The sequence below is a fragment of the Breznakia pachnodae genome (genome assembly GCF_030814225.1).
In the GTDB taxonomy this organism is placed as follows: domain Bacteria; phylum Bacillota_I; class Bacilli_A; order Erysipelotrichales; family Erysipelotrichaceae; genus Breznakia; species Breznakia pachnodae.
Window position 1 is genome coordinate 253765 of sequence record NZ_JAUSUR010000006.1, and the last position, 21358, is coordinate 275122.

General features: G+C 32.4%; 19 protein-coding genes. All 19 read right to left on the bottom strand.

What is annotated here, in order from left to right; genetic code table 11:
• Positions 1–43: 43 nt before the first annotated feature.
• Positions 44–2689: a leucine-rich repeat domain-containing protein gene (locus J2S15_RS15805; protein ID WP_307410059.1), complete on the bottom strand. Its 2646-nt coding sequence runs from the start codon at positions 2687–2689 to the stop codon at positions 44–46.
• A complete protein-coding gene (locus J2S15_RS15810) occupies positions 2686–3858 on the bottom strand; it encodes a hypothetical protein (RefSeq protein ID WP_307410061.1) in 1173 nt (390 codons plus the stop codon). Before J2S15_RS15810 ends, J2S15_RS15805 begins: the two co-directional genes overlap by 4 nt.
• Before the next feature lie 3 nt (positions 3859–3861).
• Positions 3862–5181 carry an RNA polymerase sigma factor gene (locus J2S15_RS15815; protein ID WP_307410063.1) on the bottom strand — a complete coding sequence of 440 codons (1320 nt, stop codon included), beginning with the start codon at positions 5179–5181 and terminating at the stop codon, positions 3862–3864.
• Positions 5182–5703: 522 nt separating this feature from the next.
• Positions 5704–6144: a PTS sugar transporter subunit IIA gene (locus J2S15_RS15820; protein ID WP_307410065.1), complete on the bottom strand. Its 441-nt coding sequence runs from the start codon at positions 6142–6144 to the stop codon at positions 5704–5706.
• A gap of 18 nt (positions 6145–6162) precedes the next feature.
• On the bottom strand, positions 6163–6960 hold the full coding sequence (locus J2S15_RS15825; protein WP_307410067.1) for an alpha/beta fold hydrolase: 798 nt from the start codon (positions 6958–6960) through the stop codon (positions 6163–6165).
• Entirely contained in the window at positions 6953–7786 is an 834-nt protein-coding gene (locus tag J2S15_RS15830) for a sugar phosphate isomerase/epimerase family protein (protein ID WP_307410069.1), read from the bottom strand. Before J2S15_RS15830 ends, J2S15_RS15825 begins: the two co-directional genes overlap by 8 nt.
• Position 7787: 1 nt before the next feature.
• Positions 7788–8876 carry a Gfo/Idh/MocA family protein gene (locus J2S15_RS15835; protein WP_307410070.1) on the bottom strand — a complete coding sequence of 363 codons (1089 nt, stop codon included), beginning with the start codon at positions 8874–8876 and terminating at the stop codon, positions 7788–7790.
• A 130-nt stretch (positions 8877–9006) separates the two neighbouring features.
• The gene (locus J2S15_RS15840) at positions 9007–9702 is read right to left on the bottom strand and encodes a DeoR/GlpR family DNA-binding transcription regulator (RefSeq protein WP_307410071.1); all 696 of its coding nucleotides are present in this window, start codon (positions 9700–9702) and stop codon (positions 9007–9009) included.
• Between the two features lie 97 nt (positions 9703–9799).
• Positions 9800–10360, bottom strand: a complete 561-nt coding sequence (gene hxlB, locus J2S15_RS15845; RefSeq protein ID WP_307410072.1) for a 6-phospho-3-hexuloisomerase — start codon at positions 10358–10360, stop codon at positions 9800–9802.
• A 1-nt stretch (position 10361) separates the two neighbouring features.
• The gene (locus tag J2S15_RS15850) at positions 10362–11114 is read right to left on the bottom strand and encodes an SDR family NAD(P)-dependent oxidoreductase (protein ID WP_307410073.1); all 753 of its coding nucleotides are present in this window, start codon (positions 11112–11114) and stop codon (positions 10362–10364) included.
• A gap of 18 nt (positions 11115–11132) precedes the next feature.
• A complete protein-coding gene (locus J2S15_RS15855; RefSeq protein ID WP_307410074.1) occupies positions 11133–11777 on the bottom strand; it encodes a ribulose-phosphate 3-epimerase in 645 nt (214 codons plus the stop codon).
• Between the two features lie 26 nt (positions 11778–11803).
• Positions 11804–13054 (bottom strand): PTS transporter subunit IIC, encoded by a 1251-nt coding sequence (locus J2S15_RS15860; protein WP_307410076.1) that lies wholly within the window; start codon positions 13052–13054, stop codon positions 11804–11806.
• 57 nt (positions 13055–13111) lie between these two features.
• Positions 13112–13414 (bottom strand): PTS sugar transporter subunit IIB, encoded by a 303-nt coding sequence (locus tag J2S15_RS15865; RefSeq protein ID WP_307410078.1) that lies wholly within the window; start codon positions 13412–13414, stop codon positions 13112–13114.
• A gap of 89 nt (positions 13415–13503) precedes the next feature.
• Positions 13504–13980: a PTS sugar transporter subunit IIA gene (locus tag J2S15_RS15870; protein WP_307410080.1), complete on the bottom strand. Its 477-nt coding sequence runs from the start codon at positions 13978–13980 to the stop codon at positions 13504–13506.
• A gap of 12 nt (positions 13981–13992) precedes the next feature.
• A complete protein-coding gene (locus J2S15_RS15875) occupies positions 13993–16050 on the bottom strand; it encodes a BglG family transcription antiterminator (protein WP_307410082.1) in 2058 nt (685 codons plus the stop codon).
• Between the two features lie 152 nt (positions 16051–16202).
• Positions 16203–19295 carry an InlB B-repeat-containing protein gene (locus J2S15_RS15880; protein ID WP_307410084.1) on the bottom strand — a complete coding sequence of 1031 codons (3093 nt, stop codon included), beginning with the start codon at positions 19293–19295 and terminating at the stop codon, positions 16203–16205.
• Between the two features lie 190 nt (positions 19296–19485).
• The gene (locus tag J2S15_RS15885) at positions 19486–19920 is read right to left on the bottom strand and encodes a MarR family winged helix-turn-helix transcriptional regulator (RefSeq protein ID WP_307410085.1); all 435 of its coding nucleotides are present in this window, start codon (positions 19918–19920) and stop codon (positions 19486–19488) included.
• A gap of 140 nt (positions 19921–20060) precedes the next feature.
• Positions 20061–20513, bottom strand: a complete 453-nt coding sequence (locus J2S15_RS15890) for a WapI family immunity protein (protein ID WP_307410087.1) — start codon at positions 20511–20513, stop codon at positions 20061–20063.
• 36 nt (positions 20514–20549) lie between these two features.
• Entirely contained in the window at positions 20550–21029 is a 480-nt protein-coding gene (locus J2S15_RS15895) for a GNAT family N-acetyltransferase (protein WP_307410089.1), read from the bottom strand.
• Positions 21030–21358: the final 329 nt, after the last annotated feature.

Here is a 21358-nt window from a genome sequence, read left to right on the forward strand (position 1 = left end):
GTAAGACGCACGAGTAAAAAAACAGGTTTTCATTTTATTAAAATTATTTTTGTCTCTTATATTTTTTTATCCATCTCACCATGATACAGCCACTGGCAATCATCATATAAATTGCTATTTGCAGTGTATTATTATTGATATCTCCAGCTCCAATTCCTGAAGAGTTATTTGCTGTCGAAGAATTTGCTTTGCCACCTTCTACATTGCTCACTTCATTTATTCCTCGTACATAAACGCTTATTTGGGTTGTTACTGTTTTATTTGAATTTTCATCCGTTGCATAGAAAGTTAATGTATATTCCCCACCTTCTTCACCAACATTATGAATCAGTTTCAATGCCTCTTCATCAAGGGAAACTGATTCAATCATTTCTGTTCGTTTTAATAAGGTTACATAAACTTCTGCTCGCTCTATTGCATCGTCTTTTGATAATGTTTTCGCTTCACGATTAGAGATTGTGAAACTTTTTGCAGTAATTGCCAGTTCATCATTTTCAACTGGAGTTGGTTGTGGTGTGCTTCCACCTAATACAACCGCACTTACATTTTTACTTACCTCATCTCCATCTTTTGAAATAGTATAAATAACATTATAGATTCCACCTGTATGTGCACCATTTTTCAAATCATTTAAAGAATCTTCTGATACGCTAACACTATTACTTACATCCTGAAACCCAGTAATATGTTGTTTGTCATCATACTCTATCTGAAATGCCCTGGCATTACCAAACGACACTAGCATAGATGCATTTGCCTCTTTACCATTACTGTAAGAGAGTTGGTATCCTTGTGCACTGATGAGTAGTGTTGAATCATTATTTAAAGTACTATCCTCATCAGTAATTAGAATTGGTACAATTACTTTCTTTTCAATATTTTTCGTTGTTGTTATTGTATACTCAATTTGGTAAATCCCCACTTGGTCAAAGGAAGTAGAAGGCCCATCAATAATGTTATATGTGATGTTACTTTTATCTATTTTTGATTCTTTTGGTTTTTCACCAACTTTATTTTGTGCTTCCTGCCAATATGCATCAACATTTTCTTTGATACTATAATCGATACGTTCATTGTTAATCTCATATTTTTGTCCATATACATGTATCTGTAATTCCTGATGTACTTTTACCACTCTAGATAACTCACTTGTATATCCTTTGCTGTCAGTAACCTTATAGAGAACCTCATAGGTTCCTGCTACATTTGTATCAACTGTTGATGATATTACCTCAATGCTTTTACTGATATCGTTTCCGTTACATTCAACAGCACTAATATCTTTGAATGGATCAAAGGTATCACCTATATAAAGTTCCATTGTTGAAGTAGTCATTACTGGATTACTCCACCAGATGATCGGTTGGGTTACAACCGCAAGATATCTGGTAGTACCCGTATTGTATTCAACTTTATAGGTATAGTAAGATTGTGTTTCACTATCCAGTTGAAGGGTAACTTCTTTTTTTAAATCACCATCAATTTCCATATCGGCAATCATTCCATCGCGATTAATAATTGCTGATGATATTGTTACTTCTCCTGTTGTTTTATCTCCATAGATTGTTTCCGCTTGTATCTGTTGTCCTAAGTTATCTTCAGGCGCCAGGTATGGATCAATATCCGAGCTGTTTTGTGCGTAAATAAATGCATCAATATCTTTTAATGGTGACATATCAGCTATCTGATTATTGTTTAATCGGAAAGTGGCATTTGGTTTTGTCTGAATATTACTAAGAGGTGAAACATCTTTGATATTATTATTGGAAAGATGCAGACTGCTAATTCCAGTCAATCCACTTAGTGGTGTTAAATCTTCAATCTGGTTATGACTCAACACCAGTCGTTCAACATTTAAATAATAAGTGAATGGAGTTAAATCACTAATATAGTTATTTTGGAAATGGAATACTGCATTTTGAATGGTATCTGTTTTTGGCAGGGTTGCCAGTTCTGCATCAGTAATTCCATTATTATTGAACATCATCTGTTCTTTTAGTGCTGGAAAACGTGAAGCAGTTAATAACGAAAAATCACTGATTTCATTTGTACCATCACTCCAGTTACTGAATTCCATAATTGTAAGTTGCGAATATACCGAATTACGCATTGGTTCAAGGGTTTTTATATTCTGGTCATTTAAATAAATGTATTTTAATGACGTCATGTATTCTATTCCAGTTAAATCACTAATCCGTTTACTTGCATCTTCTGTACTATAACTGATTGATGTTACACTCTGTAAATCACTAATATCAAAATCATAAGGTAGACCTACTTCATTAATCAGATAATTTCTGAAGTTTTCATCAGGAACTAACTGGATACTGCTACGTGATGATCCTTTTTTACTTTCATCTAATTGATCAATGACAATTGTCTGATAGAAGGTAGCTTCTTCTCCTTCTTCATCAAGATAAGTAACCTCAAATATATACTCACCATTGGTTGTCACTCTATAGGTTGGTGAAGTCAAATCCAAATTACTGTTCGTCGGATCCATAATGGACACTACAGTATATTCTTCATTTAATTTATCAAAATGAATTTCTGCTGAAGAGGATTCAACATTTTCTATTGAATACTCCATTGCCATTACTTCATCTGCATTATAGAACTGCAGGAACGCAAAAAAGAGCCCACACAATATTAAGACAATCGAAATATTTCTTACTTCTTGCTTTTTCATTTTGTATCCCTCCTTATCCCTTTTCTACTTTTCTTATAGAAATATAAGAAAAGTAAGATAATAAGTAATACAACAATGAGCGGTATTGCACTTATTGTAATCCGATTAAATAATGACTCATTAGCAATTTGTTTTATTTGAAATGAAAAATCATTGAGTGTTTCTTTATATTCCTGACTTGTAACTGGAATAATTTCAATTCCTCTGCTTCCTTCAATAATTCCATTAATACGATAACGCAATCCTGACTTCGAAGCTTTTACAGTTTCAAAAAGGGCATAGACATTAGTATCGTCTTGAATATTAGATAATTCTCCATCCCAACCGACAAATACAGTATCTTCTACTCCATCAGGAGTAATATAGCTTGCATTATCACCATAGAATACTACTTCCTGATAATAAAGAGTTTCATCTACATAATAAGATACTAGAAATTGTTTCCGATTATATACAGCATACAAGTCCATAGAGGACGTTATTTTCTCTCCATTATAATAAGTTCCACTTCCATCTGAATCCAGATTAAAACCTAACAGATTATGTCCCTCTTTCTGAATGTTTGGTATATCTACAGTTTGATTATTGGCAACAACAACACTTCCCAGTAGTGTTGTACCATCATAGAAATTTACACGATGATAACTTGTTCCCTCTAAATCACCATGGAACAATTGTTCATAACGTTCTTTATCATCACCCACCGTTATCTGATCAGATGCAACTATTACATCTCCGCTAATCTTCCCTCTGGTTGATTTTGTTGCTTTTACCTCTATTTCGATTGTAGTAGAAGTTGAACCTAAAGATACTCCATATCCTTTACCTATTAATTTTTTATAATTTTCTTTGCTTAATGATTCTCCATTGATACTTAATATACCTTCTCTATATGTTAAAAACTCGAATCCTTCCTTTTCTTTTAGCGAAAGGGTAGATTCGATTGTTCCTGATTGGTTTTTAATCTGGATCTTTATTCGAAGTTTTGATCCACTTGGTATAGTTGTTGATGAAGTAAGGGGAACACTGCTTCCATCTGATTTCACCAGACTGGCACTTGAAGATATTGCGATATCAAATTGTGTCTCTTTAGCAGAAATTGTATCAATGCGAAAGATACTTCCAATTAAAATCATTACTATACAAACTACTTGAATTAACTTTTTCATATTCTATTTCTCTATACTAATAACGTATGAAATCATATTTCCTGTTTTATCATAAATAAGTAAGTTAACATCTCCATTTAATTCCCCTTCAATTAACTCTTTTTGTGATAATGACACTTCTTTCTCATTAAATATAATTTTTGATGCTTCATAATCTACTCCGGATAAGTCATCACTTGCAGATACTGTTAGAACATTATTTTCATATTGAATATCTTCTACTCTTGGCGCCTGCTTATCAATATTTTTAATATTGATTACTTGTGTATCATCATCTACCTTAACTGTATATTCACCATTTTCTTGTGCATCAAAAGTAATGATATTACCTTCAATATTATGAACAATAGTCTCATTGTTAAAGGTTACTGCTATTTCTTCATTATTAACTGGATTGTTCATGACGATTTTCACACGAACATCCTTGTTTGTATACTCTCCATAATAATCGATTGTTTCGATTGTTGCTGCTTCTAAACTTAAACTTTCATACACAACATAACTTCCAACTGCACCTACTCCTAGAGCTGCTGCAATTCCTGCTTTGGTAACTGTTGATAGTCCAGTTTTCGCAAAATTTGAAATTACTGCACCGCCTGTACCTACTGCTGCAATTTTATCTGTGTTTTCACTGATTGATTCATATAAATGAACAGCTTTTTCACTTGAAAGTGCATTGTCAGAAATGAGTGTCTGGAATAAATTAAACGCAAACGGTGTAAATGCAAAACTCAGATATTGACGTGGTCCATATCCTTTTGAAGCAAGTCCTGGTTTGATTGCAAGACGAACTCGACGTAATCTTGTTTTTACTGTACCTGTTGGAATCTCTAAGATTTCTGAGATTTCATTAATTGATAGTCCTTCAAAATATTTCAACATTCCTACCTGTGCATATTTGGTAGGAATTTGTTCAAGTTCTTTTTTTACTGCATCAAATACTTCTTTTTCTTCAATTGCTCCTACTTGTGTATTATCTGCTTTTAATATCTCTTCAAGATTTGTTTCCTCGCCCAAACCAACCATTTTTGAACCTTTACGGTGAATTGATTGTGATCGGTTAAATGCAATGGAAAAAAGCCATGCATGAAATGCTTTTGGCTGTTCCAATGTATGAATTTTTTCATAAGCTTTTATAAATGTTTCCTGTACAACCTCTTCAGCATCTGCCTGGTTTTGCATAAGTTTCAGACTGAAATAATATAACGAATCTTTATAGTAATCATAGATATAAGCAAATGCACTTATATCTCCCGCTTGAAACCGAGTAATATATGACTCATCAATACACTTTCGTCCTGACTGTCTTCTTTTTCTTTCCATATTGAAAAATACCCTCCTTCCAAGTATCTTCGAGTAAGACGCGCAACTTAGAAAAAAGGTTTCAAAATAATTAAATTGGTTATTATAACTAAGGTTTAACTACACTGCAAAAACTATATACTACAATGATTCTTCTTTTAAACACACTTTTATAACCTAAAAAACATAATTATATATACACTTCAATTTGCCCATCCATCTACTCTAAAATACTTCTCAATCAATGCATTCTCATCTTTTCCTTCTACCTGTTTGTCGCAAAAAAGGGAAATATAGTTCACTTTTTTACAAAATACAACTAAATACATTATTTTTCATAAACTTTTTCGTCATTGTCGAATCGCTAAGCTTACTATGATAAAAATGTTGTCTTAGCAGTTTTTGCAATGCTTTTTTATCATAAAGGTAACAGTAATCTTTTAAATAAGATTATTGTAAACTATCAATATTTTGCAGTGAATTTATAAATATTTAGTAAAAGTAAGAAAAAACCGCTTTTTAAAAACGGTTTTAGCAACTATACTATTTATCAATCATCTGCAAGATATCAAATATTTCTTTTTCATTAGTCGAAGTTAACAGTGCGTTTCGAAAATCCTCATCTGTAAGATTAACTGCAATATTATTTAAAATTCGCATATGTATTTCAGCACTATTTTTTAGTGGGAGTCCAATCATAAAAATCATCTGGACATCAATCTCATCCCATTTAAAACTTTGAGTTGCTCTGCTGAAGATTATAAAAGGTTCTTTTACACTATCACATTCACCATGTGGCACTGCGCTTAAACAGCCAATAGCGGTTGAAAATTCTTCTTCTCGCTGAAGTACAGTATTTTCATAATCTTCAACATCACTTACTTTATCACAATCCTTTGCAAGTAATGATAACTCTTTGATTACCTGATACTTATCTTTATATTCTTTATTTAAACAAATCAATTCTTTCTCTATTAGTGCCATGTATTATCCTCTCTAAGTTTATAAATTTAGTTGTTCACTTATAAATTCATTCACATATTTATTAAACTGCTCCTTATGAAGTTCTTCACTAATTACTTTTGATTCTATTTGATAATATTGTGAGTTCTTTATATGTTTATGTAATATCTTACTATACTCAATTGGATGAATTGGGTCTAAGTCATTACTTAGTATCAATGTTGGTATCTGTAGTGTTCTTAAAACTGTTAGATCTTCTATTGGTTTGCTGTTTGGTAACATTACAAATTTCTTATGATAGTGTAGTGAAGGTTTTTCATCAAAGAAACGAAGAAATGACTCCGCTGTTTTTGGTGCTTTCTTTTTCATCTCTTTAATTTCTTGACTCTTTTGATATTCACGTTTTCCATCTTCTTTTGATAAGTTTTCTTCCAATAGTGTAAACCACTGTAATAACTCTTCATTCATTGGCTGATCAATCCAAGCTGCTCGAATTAGTATTAATCCTAATAACTTGTTTTGGTATCGTAATGCAAAGTTTAAAGAAACAGCTGCTCCCATTGAAATTCCACCAATAAAAAACTTATCAATAGCCAGATATTGAGTGAGTGATATTATATCATCAGCCATTGCATAAAAATTCATGTCATCCCACTTTACTGTACTTTGCCCATGACCTCTTTGATCGATTAAAATCAGTTGAATATTCTCCATTTGGTTATATGCTTTTTTGATTTGATTACAATCTCCTCCTAAACCATGCAGAAAGATGAAGGGAACACCTTCACCATGAATTTCATAATATAATGTTACTCCATTTGTTTCATATTTAGGCATCTTTCATTTTCTCCTTTAAGAAGTTTATACTTCTTGGTATCTGTTCAACGGATAAGCCATGCATTACCAACGGTCCTTTATAATTAACTTTATTTAACAAATGAATATAAATATCAAAGTTTAATACCCCTTCTCCTGCTGCCACAAAACTAATGTCTTCTCCCTTCGCTAAGTCTTTAGCATGAGCCAAGACAATATCATCACCTAATAAATCAAATGCACTTTCTAGTACGTCTTTCATATCATCTATCTGGTTTGGAAGAAATAAGTTGGCCCCATCCATTACAATTTTCAAATAACTGCTTTGAAATGAATCCAGATATAGCCTTGCTCTTTTCGGAGTATTAATAATGTTACTTGCTTCTGTTTCCACTCCTAGAATAATATTATGTTCTTCAGCAAATTTTAAAATTCTTGATGTAGTCTTAAGTAAATCACGCCATGCTTCTACACTATTGTTATCATCATGCCATTTCCATTTACTCTCTAAATTTCGTGATCCTGTACATAAGGTAATACTAGGAATCTCTAAGTATTTAGCAATCTTACACAATACTTCAAATTGTTTAATCCCTTCTTCTCTTTTTTCAATATTTGGATCAATCATATTAAATGTGCCTGACAACGCACATAAGTTAATCTGATATTGTTTTGCCATTTCTTTTATATAGTCTAATTTCTCTGTATCAATTGTATCTGGCATTGTTGGTAATCCTGCTGATGTCAGATTAAACTGGGTATCATAAATACCTAAATTTGTCATTTCTTTAAACACTTCTTCTAGGTTATCACTTTCCCAAGTTCTTGAAAATATTCCAATGTTCATATTAGATACTTCCTTTCACATCTTTCAGGTAAATCTTAGTTCCACCTGCTTCTACTGATTCATAGGTTGCTATGATTGCTTTCACCGCTTCTAAGCCATCTTCAACATCTCCACCAACTTGTGGTTCGTTATTTAGTATCACATCAGCAAACCCTTCTATCTGGCGCCTAAAGAAGTGTCCATCTGGATTATATGGCTTTGTAATTAACTTGGTTGTCTGATTACAACATTCTACTTCCGATGTTCGTAACGTCCATGGGTTATAGGTTTTTGCAAATACAGTTCCATTGGTACCATATACTTCCAGTCCCTCATGCCAGTCAGCACGAATCGCAACAGTAAGATCCAAGTTCCCAATTGCACCATTTTCAAACTCACAGGCAATTAACCAAGAATACAAATCTTCTTTCACTACATGTTTTGCTTCTACACTTATAATAGGTCCCATCATATATCTTGCAGTATCAAATAAATGACTTGCATGACCAAGTAGATAGTATTTATCTTTATCTGCTTTCGGATTTCCTGTAGGTTTCTTCATTTGTGAACTGGAGTATAAAACAGGCATTACATTATCACATACCTGGTATCTTTCAGTGCTATCACAATACCAGCCTTTGAACGTAGTAACTTCACCAATCTCTTCTTCAATAAATTTCTTGGCGAACTGTAATCCTGGATCAAAGCGTTTCATATTCCCTACTTGAAGCACTAATCCTCGCTCTATTACCAAATCTTTTAAACTATTAATTTCAGCAATACTAACTCCTAGTGGCTTCTCTACAAGTACATGTTTCCCTGCTTCAATTGCCTGTTTTGCACAATCCACATGAAACTGATCACCAATCCCAATGATAACTGCATCAATGTCTTTATCTTCTAACATCTTTACATAATCTGTATATATTTTTGGTGCATCATACATCACTTGCATTTTATGTAATAAGTCTTCAGCTACATCACAAATAGCAGTAATCTCTGCATTATATGCTTTGGTAGTTCCAATAAAATGTGCAGCCTGACAAATGGTTCCACACCCAAGAATTCCTATGTGTAATCGCTGTTCTTTTTTCTTAATATTATTATCCATAATTACACCTCCATCTACACTTAAAGTACAATGTTATTCATTGTAGCGTCAAGCATGATTTATGCGTGTTTATGCGTGTTTTGAATAATAAAATAATGCAGTTTCACTTCGATAAAACTACACTTGTTTCCTATTCATCAGTAATAATCATTGATATTTCATCATAGTCACATATTTTATACTTTGATTTTCGTTTTATTTTTTCCTGCGTACTTAATGCAATAGTTGTATCAGAAATTTCAACAAATTTTCGTTTTATACTTACTTCCTCTAAATATGGTGCAGTAATTCCATACTTCTTATCAACAGCATAGACACCTAAAAAACATACATCAGGGTTATATCTTGATGCTTGCTCTACTGCTATCTCACCTACTGTAGTTAAAGATTCATTTAGATAATCTCCACCTAATAGAATTACTTTCACATTTACATGATTTCGTAATTCATTAGCAATTGGAAAACTATTTGTAAGAATTGTTAGTTTATAATTGATGGGAATAATAGAAGCTAACATCTTATTTGTTGATCCTCCATCTAACACAATAAACTGCCCTTCATTAATATACTTCAATCCTTCTTTAGCCATCTCATATTTCTTACTGCGATTCACTCGTTCTCTTTGATTATAATCAGGTACTGGTAAATTGTAAGGGAGTGCACCACCAAAAACACGACGAACCATACACTTTTCTTCTAATTCATTTAAGTCACGTCTTACTGTATCTTTTGAGATACTAAACTTATCAGATAAATCATTTACCATGACTTTTCCAAACTCATGCAATTCATTTAAAATAATCTGTTGGCGTTCTTCTTTCAACATAGATACTACCTCTTACTTATAAAATCATAGTATCATAGTTCTTTATTTTAAAAAAGAAAAGCATCAAAAAACACTTTATACAAAGTGTTTTTTAGGGTTATTCAAAATCTGCGTGACGTTTGAACATAGAATCTGATGTTTCATTCATTTGATCCATTAAGGTTAATATAATTGCATCAAAACTTAGAAATGCTAGTTGTTCGAATGCAGAACCCATTGGTTGCGAGAAACTATCTTCATCACGTTCATTATCATCTTTGGTTGTTCCTGGTAATACTAATACTGCACTTGCCAGTTTAGCAATCGTAGAATCTTGTTTCATTGTAATCAATGCTACATCAACGCCACTGTTACTTGCTTTTGCAGCTAAACTTTTCAGGCTTCCTGTTTCTCCAGAACCTGAGCATATTATCAGTAAGTCACCTTCGTGTGAGTGTGGTGAACTGATTTCACCAACAATGCTTACTGAGAATCCAAGATGCATTAAACGATTGGCAAATGCCTGAATCGCAATTCCTGAACGACCTGCACCAGACAGGAAGATATGCTTCGCTGCTTTGATCTGTCTAATAAATGTTTCTGCTTGTGTATCTTCAATTTTACTAGCATTATTAGTTAGTTCTTGAAGAATACTCAATGTATTTTCTTTTACACCCATACTATGCAATTGTTCTTCCACCATCTAATAAGATAGTTTGCCCTTGAATATATGAGTTAGCAGGATCTGCTAAGAATAATGTAAGGTTTGCAACATCTTCTACTGTTCCTAAACGGCGTACTGGAATTTTATCCAACACTGCACGTAAACTTTCTTCCGTAGGATAGTTTACTCTCATCATTTTTCCTGAATCAATTAGTCTAGGCGCAATAATATTTACATTAACACCCTTAGGTCCTAATTCTTTTGCAAGTCCTCTCATAAGTCCTTCACCACCAGCTTTTGATGCTGGATAAGATACTCCACCACCAGTACCACTTAGTGCAGAACCTGAACTAATATATACCATTGAACCATTGTTTGTAAGGAAGTCATTATAGAATGCCTTAACAGTATTAAATAGTCCTGATAAATTAATGTTCAATGTTTTATTCCATTCTTCAAACGTAATATTATCTACTTTGTTTGCAAATGCTACTCCTGCATTTAAAACTAAGATATCAATTCTTCCAAATTCTTCAAATACACGTTCACGTACATGAACAAGTGCTTCTGGATTGGAAACATCAGTTTGAACAAATATCGATCTCTGATATTTTGTTGTTATTTCATTTGCTGTTTCTTCACCTTTTTCTGCATCATAATCTACAATTACTGTATTTGCACCTTCTTGTGCAAATTGCTCTGCAATTCCTTTTCCTATTCCATTTGCTGCTCCTGTAATAAGTGCAACTTTACCGTCAAATTTTCCCATTGTAATATTTCCTTTCTGTTAACTAATCGCTTCTCTTAATTTTTGATACTGAACACTAGGATCATTTGAGAATAAGAACCCACCAACAACGATTAATTCTGCACCTGCATCTTTACATTGCTTTGCAATTGCATCATTTACTCCACCATCTACTTCAATCTGAATTGGTCGATCACCAATCAGTTGTTTGGTGTGTCTGATTTTTTCTAAACTTTGTTCAATGAACTTCTCCCCCTTATGTCCTGGATTGATTGTCATAACCAAAATATAGTCCAAATCATCTAATAGATATTCTAATTCCTCTGGTCTGGTAGAAGGAGTAATTGCTACTCCTGCTTTTCTACCACTACCTTTTATTTTTTTAATTAATCTATGAATATGAGGTGTTGCCTCATAATGAACACAAATCATTTCCACCCCAGCATCCAAAACGCTGTCTATGTGATCAAATGGATGATCAACCATCATATGCACATCAAATATCATATTGGTTCTTTTCTTTAAATCATTGATTTGAATATCGCCAAATGCGATATTTGGAACAAAGTTTCCATCCATCATATCTACATGTAATATTGTTGTTTTTTCATTTTTTAAAAATTCTAATTCGTCATTTAAGTTACCTAAATCGGCTCCAAAAATTGATGGTAATATCTCCGCCATATATTTCCCCTTTCAATAGCTGTTTACTAAATAATTGTACTAATCCAATATGCAATAATTTCCCATGGACCAGTTAATACAAAGTCTGAACCTAAACCATTCAATTCTACTCCAGCACCTTGTAAGAACTGTGTAGCTCCTGGTGCAACATAAGCTGCAAGATACATTACTACGATACTAAATACAGTTGTTGAAATAATTGTACGTAGGATGTTTCCTTTACTAGCCATTGCTGTCATTGTTGTCATATAAATAATTGAAGTTAAAATTCCAATTGGGAATAATTGAATTCCTGGTAATACCAATGCAGCAAGCATTGTTAATGGAATACTAATTACAGTAGCTGTTACTGTTGCTGGATCTCCAAGTGCAAGTGCACAGTCCATTCCAATATTAAGTTCTGCATCATCACCCATTTGTTTTACCATATATTCTTTGGCTTTAATTCCTATTGGTGATAGTCCTTCCATAAGTACTGATACCATCTTAGGAAGTAATACCATAACTGCAGCTACTCCCATAGCCATTGCTACTAAACCTTCTACTGGTTGAGAAGTAAGAAGTCCAAGAATTAATCCAACAAGTACCCCAATAATTGCTGGTTCTCCAAATACTCCTAATCTTGCCTGTAGTTTATCTAAACTAACATCCAGTTTGTTAAGTCCTGGAATGAAATCAATAATCTTATTAATTAACCATGCAAATGGAAGTGTCCACCCTGTATGAATGATTGTTGTACAAGTTGTTTCTTCTAATCCATAATATTCTTGCCATTTTGGAGCAATTAAATCTCCAATAAATAATGCAGCCACCGATAATAGAACTGTTACTGCTAGTCCTAGGAAGAAATTATTAAATAAGAAGTATACTAATGCACCTGGAACTAAGAAATGCATGTAATTCCAAATATCTACATTTAATGTTTTTGTTAATTTCATACGTACTAGTGCTAAGTTTAGTACGATACCAATTGGAACTGCAAGTCCTGCAAATGGTGCCATCCAAGATGCTGCTCCTACTGCAGACCATCCAATATCCATAATTGTAAATCCTGATCCCATTTCACCATAATAAGTAATGGCTGGATCTAATGTTGAACTAAGTAATCCTACTACTAGTGATAATCCAATAAATCCAATTCCTACTGTAATTCCTGCTTTGATTGCAGGACCAGGTTTCATTCTAAATACAAGTCCTAAGACAAAGATTACTAATGGTAATACGGCAGATGCCCCCATGTTTGTAATTGTCTGCATTATATTCATTAATGTATCCATATTATATATATTCTCCTTTTTTTACTTTAGTATTTATTTCCCTTTCCCTGCTCCAATTTAACTATTTGCTATTTCTAACAATACTTCTTTTAATTGTTCTACTAATTTTTCTTGTCTGATTCCAGTAATAAAAGCCGAAATACTCATATGACGTACACCTAAGTCTTCTTTAAAATTGTTTGTTGTTAAGACTAGATCTTTTCCTTCCAGTTGACCACGAAGTTCAACCATACTGCTTTTACTGATTTTATAATTTAATCCTAATTCTTCACATATCTTTTTAACTTCATCAGCTGCTAGTGTAGAGGTTGCAACTCCACTACCACATGCTACCAGAATGTTAATTGCTTCTTTTCTCATGTTTTTCTCCTTTACATATATCTGTAATCTTCATCAAATAATTCTAAATCCATGGCTTTTAAAACGATCTGATAAAGAGACATACCAACTTAATTCTTGTCTTCTTTATTACAATATTCTTCAATAACTTCAACAATTGCTGCTGTGCTATTTGTTTTCTCAATAATATCAATTACTTCTTTACACTGAATCATATTAATAAATTCTCTCAATACAACTAAATGTGAATTACTTTCTTTTAATCCCAATAAGAAGAATGTCTTTACATCTACTTCAGTACTTGCATCATCCATTTTTCTCATCTTTACTGGTTTCTTTAATGTTAAGGCAACAATAAAGTCTTTCTTTATTACATCAGGATTTGCATGCGGAATTGCTACTGCATATTCTTCCATATCTAATCCTGTTGGAAATTCATTTTCTCTTTTCGTTAATGCGTGGTAATAATCTTTTTCCACAAATCCTTCTTTATATAGTTTCTCTGCGCAATCGTAGAATAACTGATCACGGTTATGATATTCTCTTTGTAACCAAATAAGGCTCTCATCTAAATAGTCTGTTATCATCTTTCTTCTCCTTTAAATTCTATATAATACATCCAGAACAGCTTCATCAGAATCTGCACTGTATAATTCTTCTAATAATTGTTCATTTCTTGCTAGTTTCATTACCTGATTTAATGCTGTTAAATGATCCAATCCTTCAACAACAGAGATCGTTACAAATACCTGCGGGATGTGTAAATCATCAGGTTTATTTTTTATAAGTAGTAAACTCATTCCCAAATCCAGTGAACCATATCTTGCTTCCAAGTGTGGTATCGCTATTTTTTGATTTAGAATAATATGTGGTGTTGATTCTTTGAACACTTCTACTAACTTGTCTTGGTATGCTTTTGTAATCTTTTCACTTTCAAGTAAGAGATTACTAGATTTTACAACCGCATCCTTCCAATCATCCACATCATCAATTATGCTAATCCCCCCAACTTTTACCAAGTCGGCAAGATTCACTCCATTTTTTTGTGTTACTGGTTTTTCTTTTGGTTGTTTAATATCAACTGTTTTGTTGTTGAGCAGATGATAGAGTTCCTCTTTCAATCTGCTTTCATCAAAGTTATCCTTCATACTATCACGAATCAGTTTCACCGCACTTTCAATGTCAACTGCTGTTATTTCTGTATCATATAATGTACTCATTACTCGTTTCTTCAGATAGTATTTTTCTTCTTCACTCATAATCTCATTCACAATAAACAATGGTTTGTTTGTTGTTAACTGAATTGATGAGAATACAATACTGTATTCTTTATCAAAACTTTCAAATGAGCGTTTCGACATTGCTGGATAGAAAACAAATTCTGGAAATATATTAATCAGGTTTGATTTCATCAGGTTTGACATTGACACTCCACTCTGGCAAACCACAACTGCATATGTTCTCTTATGATTAATTAGTTGATTTCTTTCCTCATCAACTAATGTCCCCCCCATAAATAATGTTATATAAGCTATTTCATTATCTGGGATTGTACACCCTAAATATGTTTCCACTGGTGAAATCGACTGTGATACAAGTGTATTGATTGCTCCAAATCCTTTACTTACCTTATCCAATATATCGTAACTAGTAGTTAGATTATATTTGATACGATAGTATGCTGGTTTGAAATGACTTAGCAGTCGTTCCAATAGAACTTCTTTATTACTGATGTCAATCAACGAATTTCTTTCAAATTCAAGAATAAATTCTTCCAGCGCATCTCTTAACTTTGTCAATTCCTTACTATCCAATACTTCTTTCTTAATTGCATTTGAAGTTAATAAGTGAAGTGTCATATACAACAGTTCGGATTGTGGTATATCTTCAAACTCACTTAATATAATTTTAGATGCTTCATATTCATCGGTATCAGATAACTCACTTGATTCAATAAAGAAGTTTTTCGCTACATACGATTTCTTAGTAATCCTTGTAAGTATTGCCTTTAAGTAATAGATTAATAAGATAAAATGATAATCCGTAAAATGTAGTGAGAGTACATCTTCTACATTTTGAACTGTTGCCTCCAATGCTGCATACTCTTCATTGCTGAGGTTCATAACCTCACTCAACTGACCTTCCCCACTGTTTTCCAACATATATTGAATTGCTTTCATAAACATTGAGCGTTTATCCCATTCATTACCTTTTATGAAATATCCGTCAACCTTTGAATTCACAATACTTAATTTAACATTTGCTTTTTTAAATATTTCATCGCATTTTTTCATATCCGTAAGTACGGTATTTTTACTAACCCCTAATTCATAGGAGAAATAATCGAGTGATAATGGTTCGTTTCGTAACAGTATCTGAATAATAATTGCATATACTCGTTCTACTTGTGAGTATACATAACCATGATCCGCATTTGTTAAACTGGTAAACCATTTAATAATTTCATCATTTATGTAATACTTTCCACTTGTCTTTCTAATTTTACTGACTTTATTTAATGCTAATTCATCATTGATTTGTGAAATACTATATTCGATCTGACGTTTTGATAATCCAAAATCATCAATTATTTTTTCCACTGATGTTGGGCTTTGTTTAATCAAACAATTCAGAATCGATGTATTACGTTCGTTCATGATTATTTCCTCCTTTCATAATTCTATAATAAAGCATGGATGGAAACTTATCTATACTCTTTAATCACAAAAAATGTTTTCATTTACACAAAAATTTGTGTTCATTTGTAAACAAGCACAAAAAAAGCCTTTAAATAAAGGCTTTTCAAATTCTAGTTATTTGTCTTGTGATACTTTTTGTGATATCCATATACACCAATTACAGCCATTGCAAAGCCTAACATTACAAGCAAGTTTACTATGTTTGTAGTATCTCCGGTGCTAGGACTTGCTGGTTTAGTTACCTGTGGTGTAGTTGATGTTGGTGGCGTTGGTTTCGATGGAGTTGGAGGTATAACACTTGGTTTCTTAATTGTCTCCTTTGTCCATTTTGCATACACAATTACATCTTCAGTAAGTGGAGTTGTAAAATCATACTCTACTATAAATAATGTATCTGTATACCAACCTTCAAATTTATATCCATCTTCTCTAGGATCTGCTGGTTTCGTACCTGCTGTATTTTCAAGTACTGTTTGATCAGCTACCTGTTCACCATATCCCTGCATATCAAAACTTAAGGTATAGTATTCTTTTTCTGGTTGAATTACTATTTCCCATTTTGCATATACAGTTGTATTTTTTGTGATGACTTTTGTGAAATCATATTCTGTAGTAAAAGTTGTATCTGTATACCAACCTTTGAATGCATAACCAGCTTCACTAGGGTCTGCTGGTTTGGTTGGAGTTTTATTCTCTGCAACAATCTGTTGAGGAACCTGCGTACCATGACCTTGCATATCAAAATCTAATGTATAAGTTTCTTCAGCACGCCATTTTGCATATAATGTGACATCCTTGGTAACTGTATCAGTATCAAAGTCCCATTCACTTCCTGCATAAGTATCATCTTCATACCAGCCATCAAAAACAAATCCATCTTTTTGAGGTTCTGAAGCAGGAACTGTTCCTAAATTACCATTTACATTTTTCAAAATTATTTGAGTAATAAAATGATCATCACAATTTTCTTTTGGACTTCCTCCCATTAAATCAAAATCTAAGTGGAACTCATCCAATCTCCACTGTGCAACATATGTCTGTTTACGACATGTATAATCTGCATTTACATCTTTTAAATCACTTATTAATTTATCATTCTGCCATCCAACAAATCCATAATCAGTTGGACCAGTTAATGTATTTCTTGTGAATGTTTTATTTACATCATATATAGGATCTCCTGATGATGTAAATGTAGGTGGGTTGTTAATTTTATAAAACTGACCTGGATAAGCCAATGATTCAATTCCACCTTCTGTTTCTACATTGAAACGACTTGACCATGCTCCAGTACCTGGATCAAACTTTGTCCAATAGATTTCTACTGATCCTGCATTTGGATAATATGGATTTTCTGGTGTTAAACTTTCTCTTGGATAACCTCTAACATCTTCCAATACTCCTGTTATCGTACGAGGATCATTGGTACGTAACATTTCATCAATTCTTGGACTTGGGATATATGCACTGTTTACTTGTGTATGACCAGCTGCTCCTGCACTTCCAAAGGTGATAGGTTTAGCATCTCCAACACTTGCATATGATGGCATTGTATCTCCAGCCTTATAGAAATCAACAAAGATATTCTCTAATACTACAAGTGCATTACGAGTATCATCATCTGGAATAAACTTTTGTCCATTATCATAACCAACATTTCCATTGTTTCCAACATTCGCTGTTACTGTAACTTTAGTAGCGACATTCTGTTGAATAGAACTTGCGCCTGTTGATGTATTATCTACAAAAATATTATTTGCTACTTTTGCTGAATTCACTGCATTTGTAGCACCACTAATTCCAATTGCTCCACCACCATATGAAGTCGCATTTTTATTTTGATAGAAAGTATTGTGAGAAATCGTTGATGTTGGTGCTCCATAGGTCTGAATCGCTCCACCAACTGCAGTTGGAGATCCAACTGCATTGGCAACATTCTGCACAAATGTATTGTTATAAACATTTGCTACTGTTACACCATCATTTGTTGCTTCAATTAGCATAGCACCGCCATTATCAGCAGCTATATTTCCTGTAAAGTTACATCCTGCAATTGTAATATTTCCTGTATATGATGCATCATTGTTCTTTATTGCTATTGCTCCTCCATCTGAAAGGTTATTATTTCCATTTGCTTTATTTCCTTCAAATACTGAATCCAATATTTGAACATCTCCACCTCTTAAATGATAAATACCGATAGCACCACCAACATTGTTTGTTGTTGAGTTATTCAAAAAATATGAGTTTTTAACTGTTAAATTAATATTGGCACCATCATGTCTAGTAGCAATTGCTCCACCCATACCTGTAGCTAAATTATTATTTTCAAATGTTGAATTTTCAATAACTGCTACTGCATTTGAAGAAATTTGAACTCCTCCACCAATTCCATATTGACCATTCGTATTACTATTATAGAAATAGGTATTACTAATATTAACAATATGAGATGTAGTGGTTTCATCATATAACATAGGTCCTAACCCACTTAAGAAATTACATGAATCAACCGTTAATGTTCCTGTTGATTTATTTCTTAGTGATGATTCTTTCACTGTATCAAATGTTACATTCTCAAAAGTTACATTTCCTGTCCCACTTATCTCTATAGCTGTCTTAGGTAAATTCTTAATTGTCATATTACGAAACGTAATCGTACCAGAACCGTTATGAGTTAGTTTAAACAACGTAGTACCTAAAGCTGCACTTCCTTCCAGGGTCTGATTTTTTCCATCAATAATAATTGAACGATTATCGTCTGGTTGTGTTGTTAATGTAACTCCCGTAGTTGTCGTAAGTAATTCATTGATAAACGTTTGTGTAAATAATAATTCATCATTATTACTTGCGGCATCAAAAGTATCACTGAAACCACTTATTGAACTAACGTCAACAAGTGCTCTCATACTTAGTTTTTTTGGTTCTGTAGTAGTTTCTGCATCTGTAACATCTTCTACCACATCTTCCAATATTTCTTCTGATTCTACCTCTTCCGTCTCTATAGAATCATCAAGAATAATTTCTTCTGTTTCTTCTAAATCTTCTATTTCTTCAATCTTCTCTTCTTCTTGTAGTTCTTCTACTACTTCGTCTTCGCCTTTTGCTTCTTCTAATTCATTTGCATAGATACTTGTATGTATAACACCAAATAACATTACAAATGCAAAAGCAAGGCATAAAATCTTTTTGCCTTTTTTCATGTGACTCGCCCTCCGCACATTTTATGTTTTCTTTTGCCTATATATAAATTTTGCCCTTTCACCATTTAGACGATATCATTAAAAACATCGTTCATTGCGGATTGATTGTTCGGTAATGTCGAAAAAAGTGGATGTTTTCTTATATTTCCACTTCAATATTGAATACATTTTTTCAATTACTTACAGCATCTTATATTTCTAAATTCATATAATAGTTTAATTTAGCATAATATTTTTTTAATACTGTTAATAATTCGTTAAGTTCATCACTTATATCATCATTTACTAAATCAAAGAAATAACTGTAACTAGAATCTGATATCTTTTTTCCTTTCTCAGTTATTACTATATAGGTTACACGTTTATCTACTTGGGAACTCTTTTTCCTTAATAATTTACTTTTCACCAACTTTGTAATAATTACTGATAAATTTGCAGGTGCTTTATTCAACACCTCTGATAACTTATTAAGCGTTAAATTCTCATGAGAATCACAAACCCTTAGTATTCTTAATTCTGCATAAGATACCTTATTTTTTTCAAAAAAATTGCTCATTAGTTTTAACACCGTATCTTGAATTTTAAAACTTAACAGTTCTACTTCATCCAATGTCTTTGCATCCATACTTTCGCCTCCTGCCCAATTATATAAATATTATAACATGATTATATATAATGTATAATAAATGGAATGACTTATCATTCAGCAATAAAAAAGTAATAGAAGAATTTCCATTACTTTTTCTTATTACTTAGTATTCACAATTAAGAAAGTGATGTGTTTAATGATTTAAAATATACTTCTATTTCTTTTAGATTAGTTATTGTTTCTAGTAAATAAGTTTGATCAGTATCTGTCTGAAAACTGATTTTAATATTTTCTAAACTATAGTCTCTATAATCTACAGCAATCATAACATGACCACACTGACCCATTTTTATGTTTAGATTTAAGTTATCCTCATAATCAGAACGATAATTAGCTTCACCCTTCAGATTATTATATATATTTTGAAGTTCTTCAAGAAATTTTCTTGTGGCTTCTGATGTTGAATGGAAACTATCGTCTTTTAGTTTAAATCCATTACATTCAATATATAAAACTCCTTGAAACCCGAATCCACCGTCCCAAGTATTTGTATCTGTAAATACTTTAGTAATATCAAATTGGATTAATGCATTATATCCTTTTAAAATTAATTTTTTATCTTTTGTCATATATCTTCCTTCTTAATCTATTATTTCTTTCTACCATCATCTAGTATGCTTTGCTAATTGAAATATACTTATATAATAATTATCTTCCTTAAAGTCTCCAAGATATTCAGTATATTTTTCATATATTTCTTTTAGTTTAGGATTACCAGCCCAGCAATCAAGATAACAATTACGATTTTCTTTTATACTCAATTCTTTACTATACTCTATTACTTTGGATAAGAATGATTGACCTTGATACTCTGGAAGAATAGCAATTTTCCCTAAATATAAATCTCCTTGTTTCATCATATAATTATTTGAATCAAGGAGTATAAGTTCAAAACACCCTATAACATCTTCGCCATTATATAATAAATATAAATTGTTAATCATAGACAATATATCATTCTTTGTCCATGGATACTCCCACTGATGAATTTCTTTTCTTAATAGTTCGATTGTTACTTTATTATATACTTCAAGAATCCTTTCAATATTTGTATTATTTGCCTTCTTTATTATCATTCGTTTCATCTTTATCACCTATTACAAGTACATCTCTTTTGATTATACCAAACAAAATAAATACATGATATCAAGAAAAGATTTCTACGAAATCATATTAAATACAAAGATTTAATACCAGGTACCTTTCTTGAAGCCCTGTAGGATATATCCTCTTTTCATCCTTCCTCATATTTCGAGGTGGTGCGATGAAAAAATAGATATATCTTTTTGTATGTACTTTGATGGAATTCCATCTATAATACCGACCAATCATCTTCCACTAGTGATTGCATTAATATTATAGTTCCATCTATTTCTTAGTTATCTATTCTAGTCTGAGAAACTCATTCCTCGTC

Excerpts from the sequence above, each read along its gene's own strand:
- J2S15_RS15870 (WP_307410080.1), bottom strand. The coding sequence starts at position 13,980 with ATGATAACAGACTATTTAGATGAGAGCCTTATTTGGTTACAAAGAGAA.
- J2S15_RS15880 (WP_307410084.1), bottom strand. The coding sequence starts at position 19,295 with ATGAAAAAAGGCAAAAAGATTTTATGCCTTGCTTTTGCATTTGTAATG.
- J2S15_RS15865 (WP_307410078.1), bottom strand. The coding sequence starts at position 13,414 with ATGAGAAAAGAAGCAATTAACATTCTGGTAGCATGTGGTAGTGGAGTT.
- J2S15_RS15860 (WP_307410076.1), bottom strand. The coding sequence starts at position 13,054 with ATGGATACATTAATGAATATAATGCAGACAATTACAAACATGGGGGCA.
- J2S15_RS15885 (WP_307410085.1), bottom strand. The coding sequence starts at position 19,920 with ATGGATGCAAAGACATTGGATGAAGTAGAACTGTTAAGTTTTAAAATT.
- J2S15_RS15825 (WP_307410067.1), bottom strand. The coding sequence starts at position 6,960 with ATGCCTAAATATGAAACAAATGGAGTAACATTATATTATGAAATTCAT.
- J2S15_RS15890 (WP_307410087.1), bottom strand. The coding sequence starts at position 20,513 with ATGACAAAAGATAAAAAATTAATTTTAAAAGGATATAATGCATTAATC.
- J2S15_RS15840 (WP_307410071.1), bottom strand. The coding sequence starts at position 9,702 with ATGTTGAAAGAAGAACGCCAACAGATTATTTTAAATGAATTGCATGAG.
- J2S15_RS15815 (WP_307410063.1), bottom strand. The coding sequence starts at position 5,181 with ATGGAAAGAAAAAGAAGACAGTCAGGACGAAAGTGTATTGATGAGTCA.
- J2S15_RS15830 (WP_307410069.1), bottom strand. The coding sequence starts at position 7,786 with ATGAACATTGGAATATTTTCAAGAACTTGGGAAAGTGATAACCTAGAA.
- hxlB (WP_307410072.1), bottom strand. The coding sequence starts at position 10,360 with ATGGGTGTAAAAGAAAATACATTGAGTATTCTTCAAGAACTAACTAAT.
- J2S15_RS15820 (WP_307410065.1), bottom strand. The coding sequence starts at position 6,144 with ATGGCACTAATAGAGAAAGAATTGATTTGTTTAAATAAAGAATATAAA.
- J2S15_RS15875 (WP_307410082.1), bottom strand. The coding sequence starts at position 16,050 with ATGAACGAACGTAATACATCGATTCTGAATTGTTTGATTAAACAAAGC.
- J2S15_RS15810 (WP_307410061.1), bottom strand. The coding sequence starts at position 3,858 with ATGAAAAAGTTAATTCAAGTAGTTTGTATAGTAATGATTTTAATTGGA.
- J2S15_RS15850 (WP_307410073.1), bottom strand. The coding sequence starts at position 11,114 with ATGGGAAAATTTGACGGTAAAGTTGCACTTATTACAGGAGCAGCAAAT.
- J2S15_RS15805 (WP_307410059.1), bottom strand. The coding sequence starts at position 2,689 with ATGAAAAAGCAAGAAGTAAGAAATATTTCGATTGTCTTAATATTGTGT.
- J2S15_RS15855 (WP_307410074.1), bottom strand. The coding sequence starts at position 11,777 with ATGGCGGAGATATTACCATCAATTTTTGGAGCCGATTTAGGTAACTTA.
- J2S15_RS15835 (WP_307410070.1), bottom strand. The coding sequence starts at position 8,876 with ATGGATAATAATATTAAGAAAAAAGAACAGCGATTACACATAGGAATT.
- J2S15_RS15895 (WP_307410089.1), bottom strand. The coding sequence starts at position 21,029 with ATGAAACGAATGATAATAAAGAAGGCAAATAATACAAATATTGAAAGG.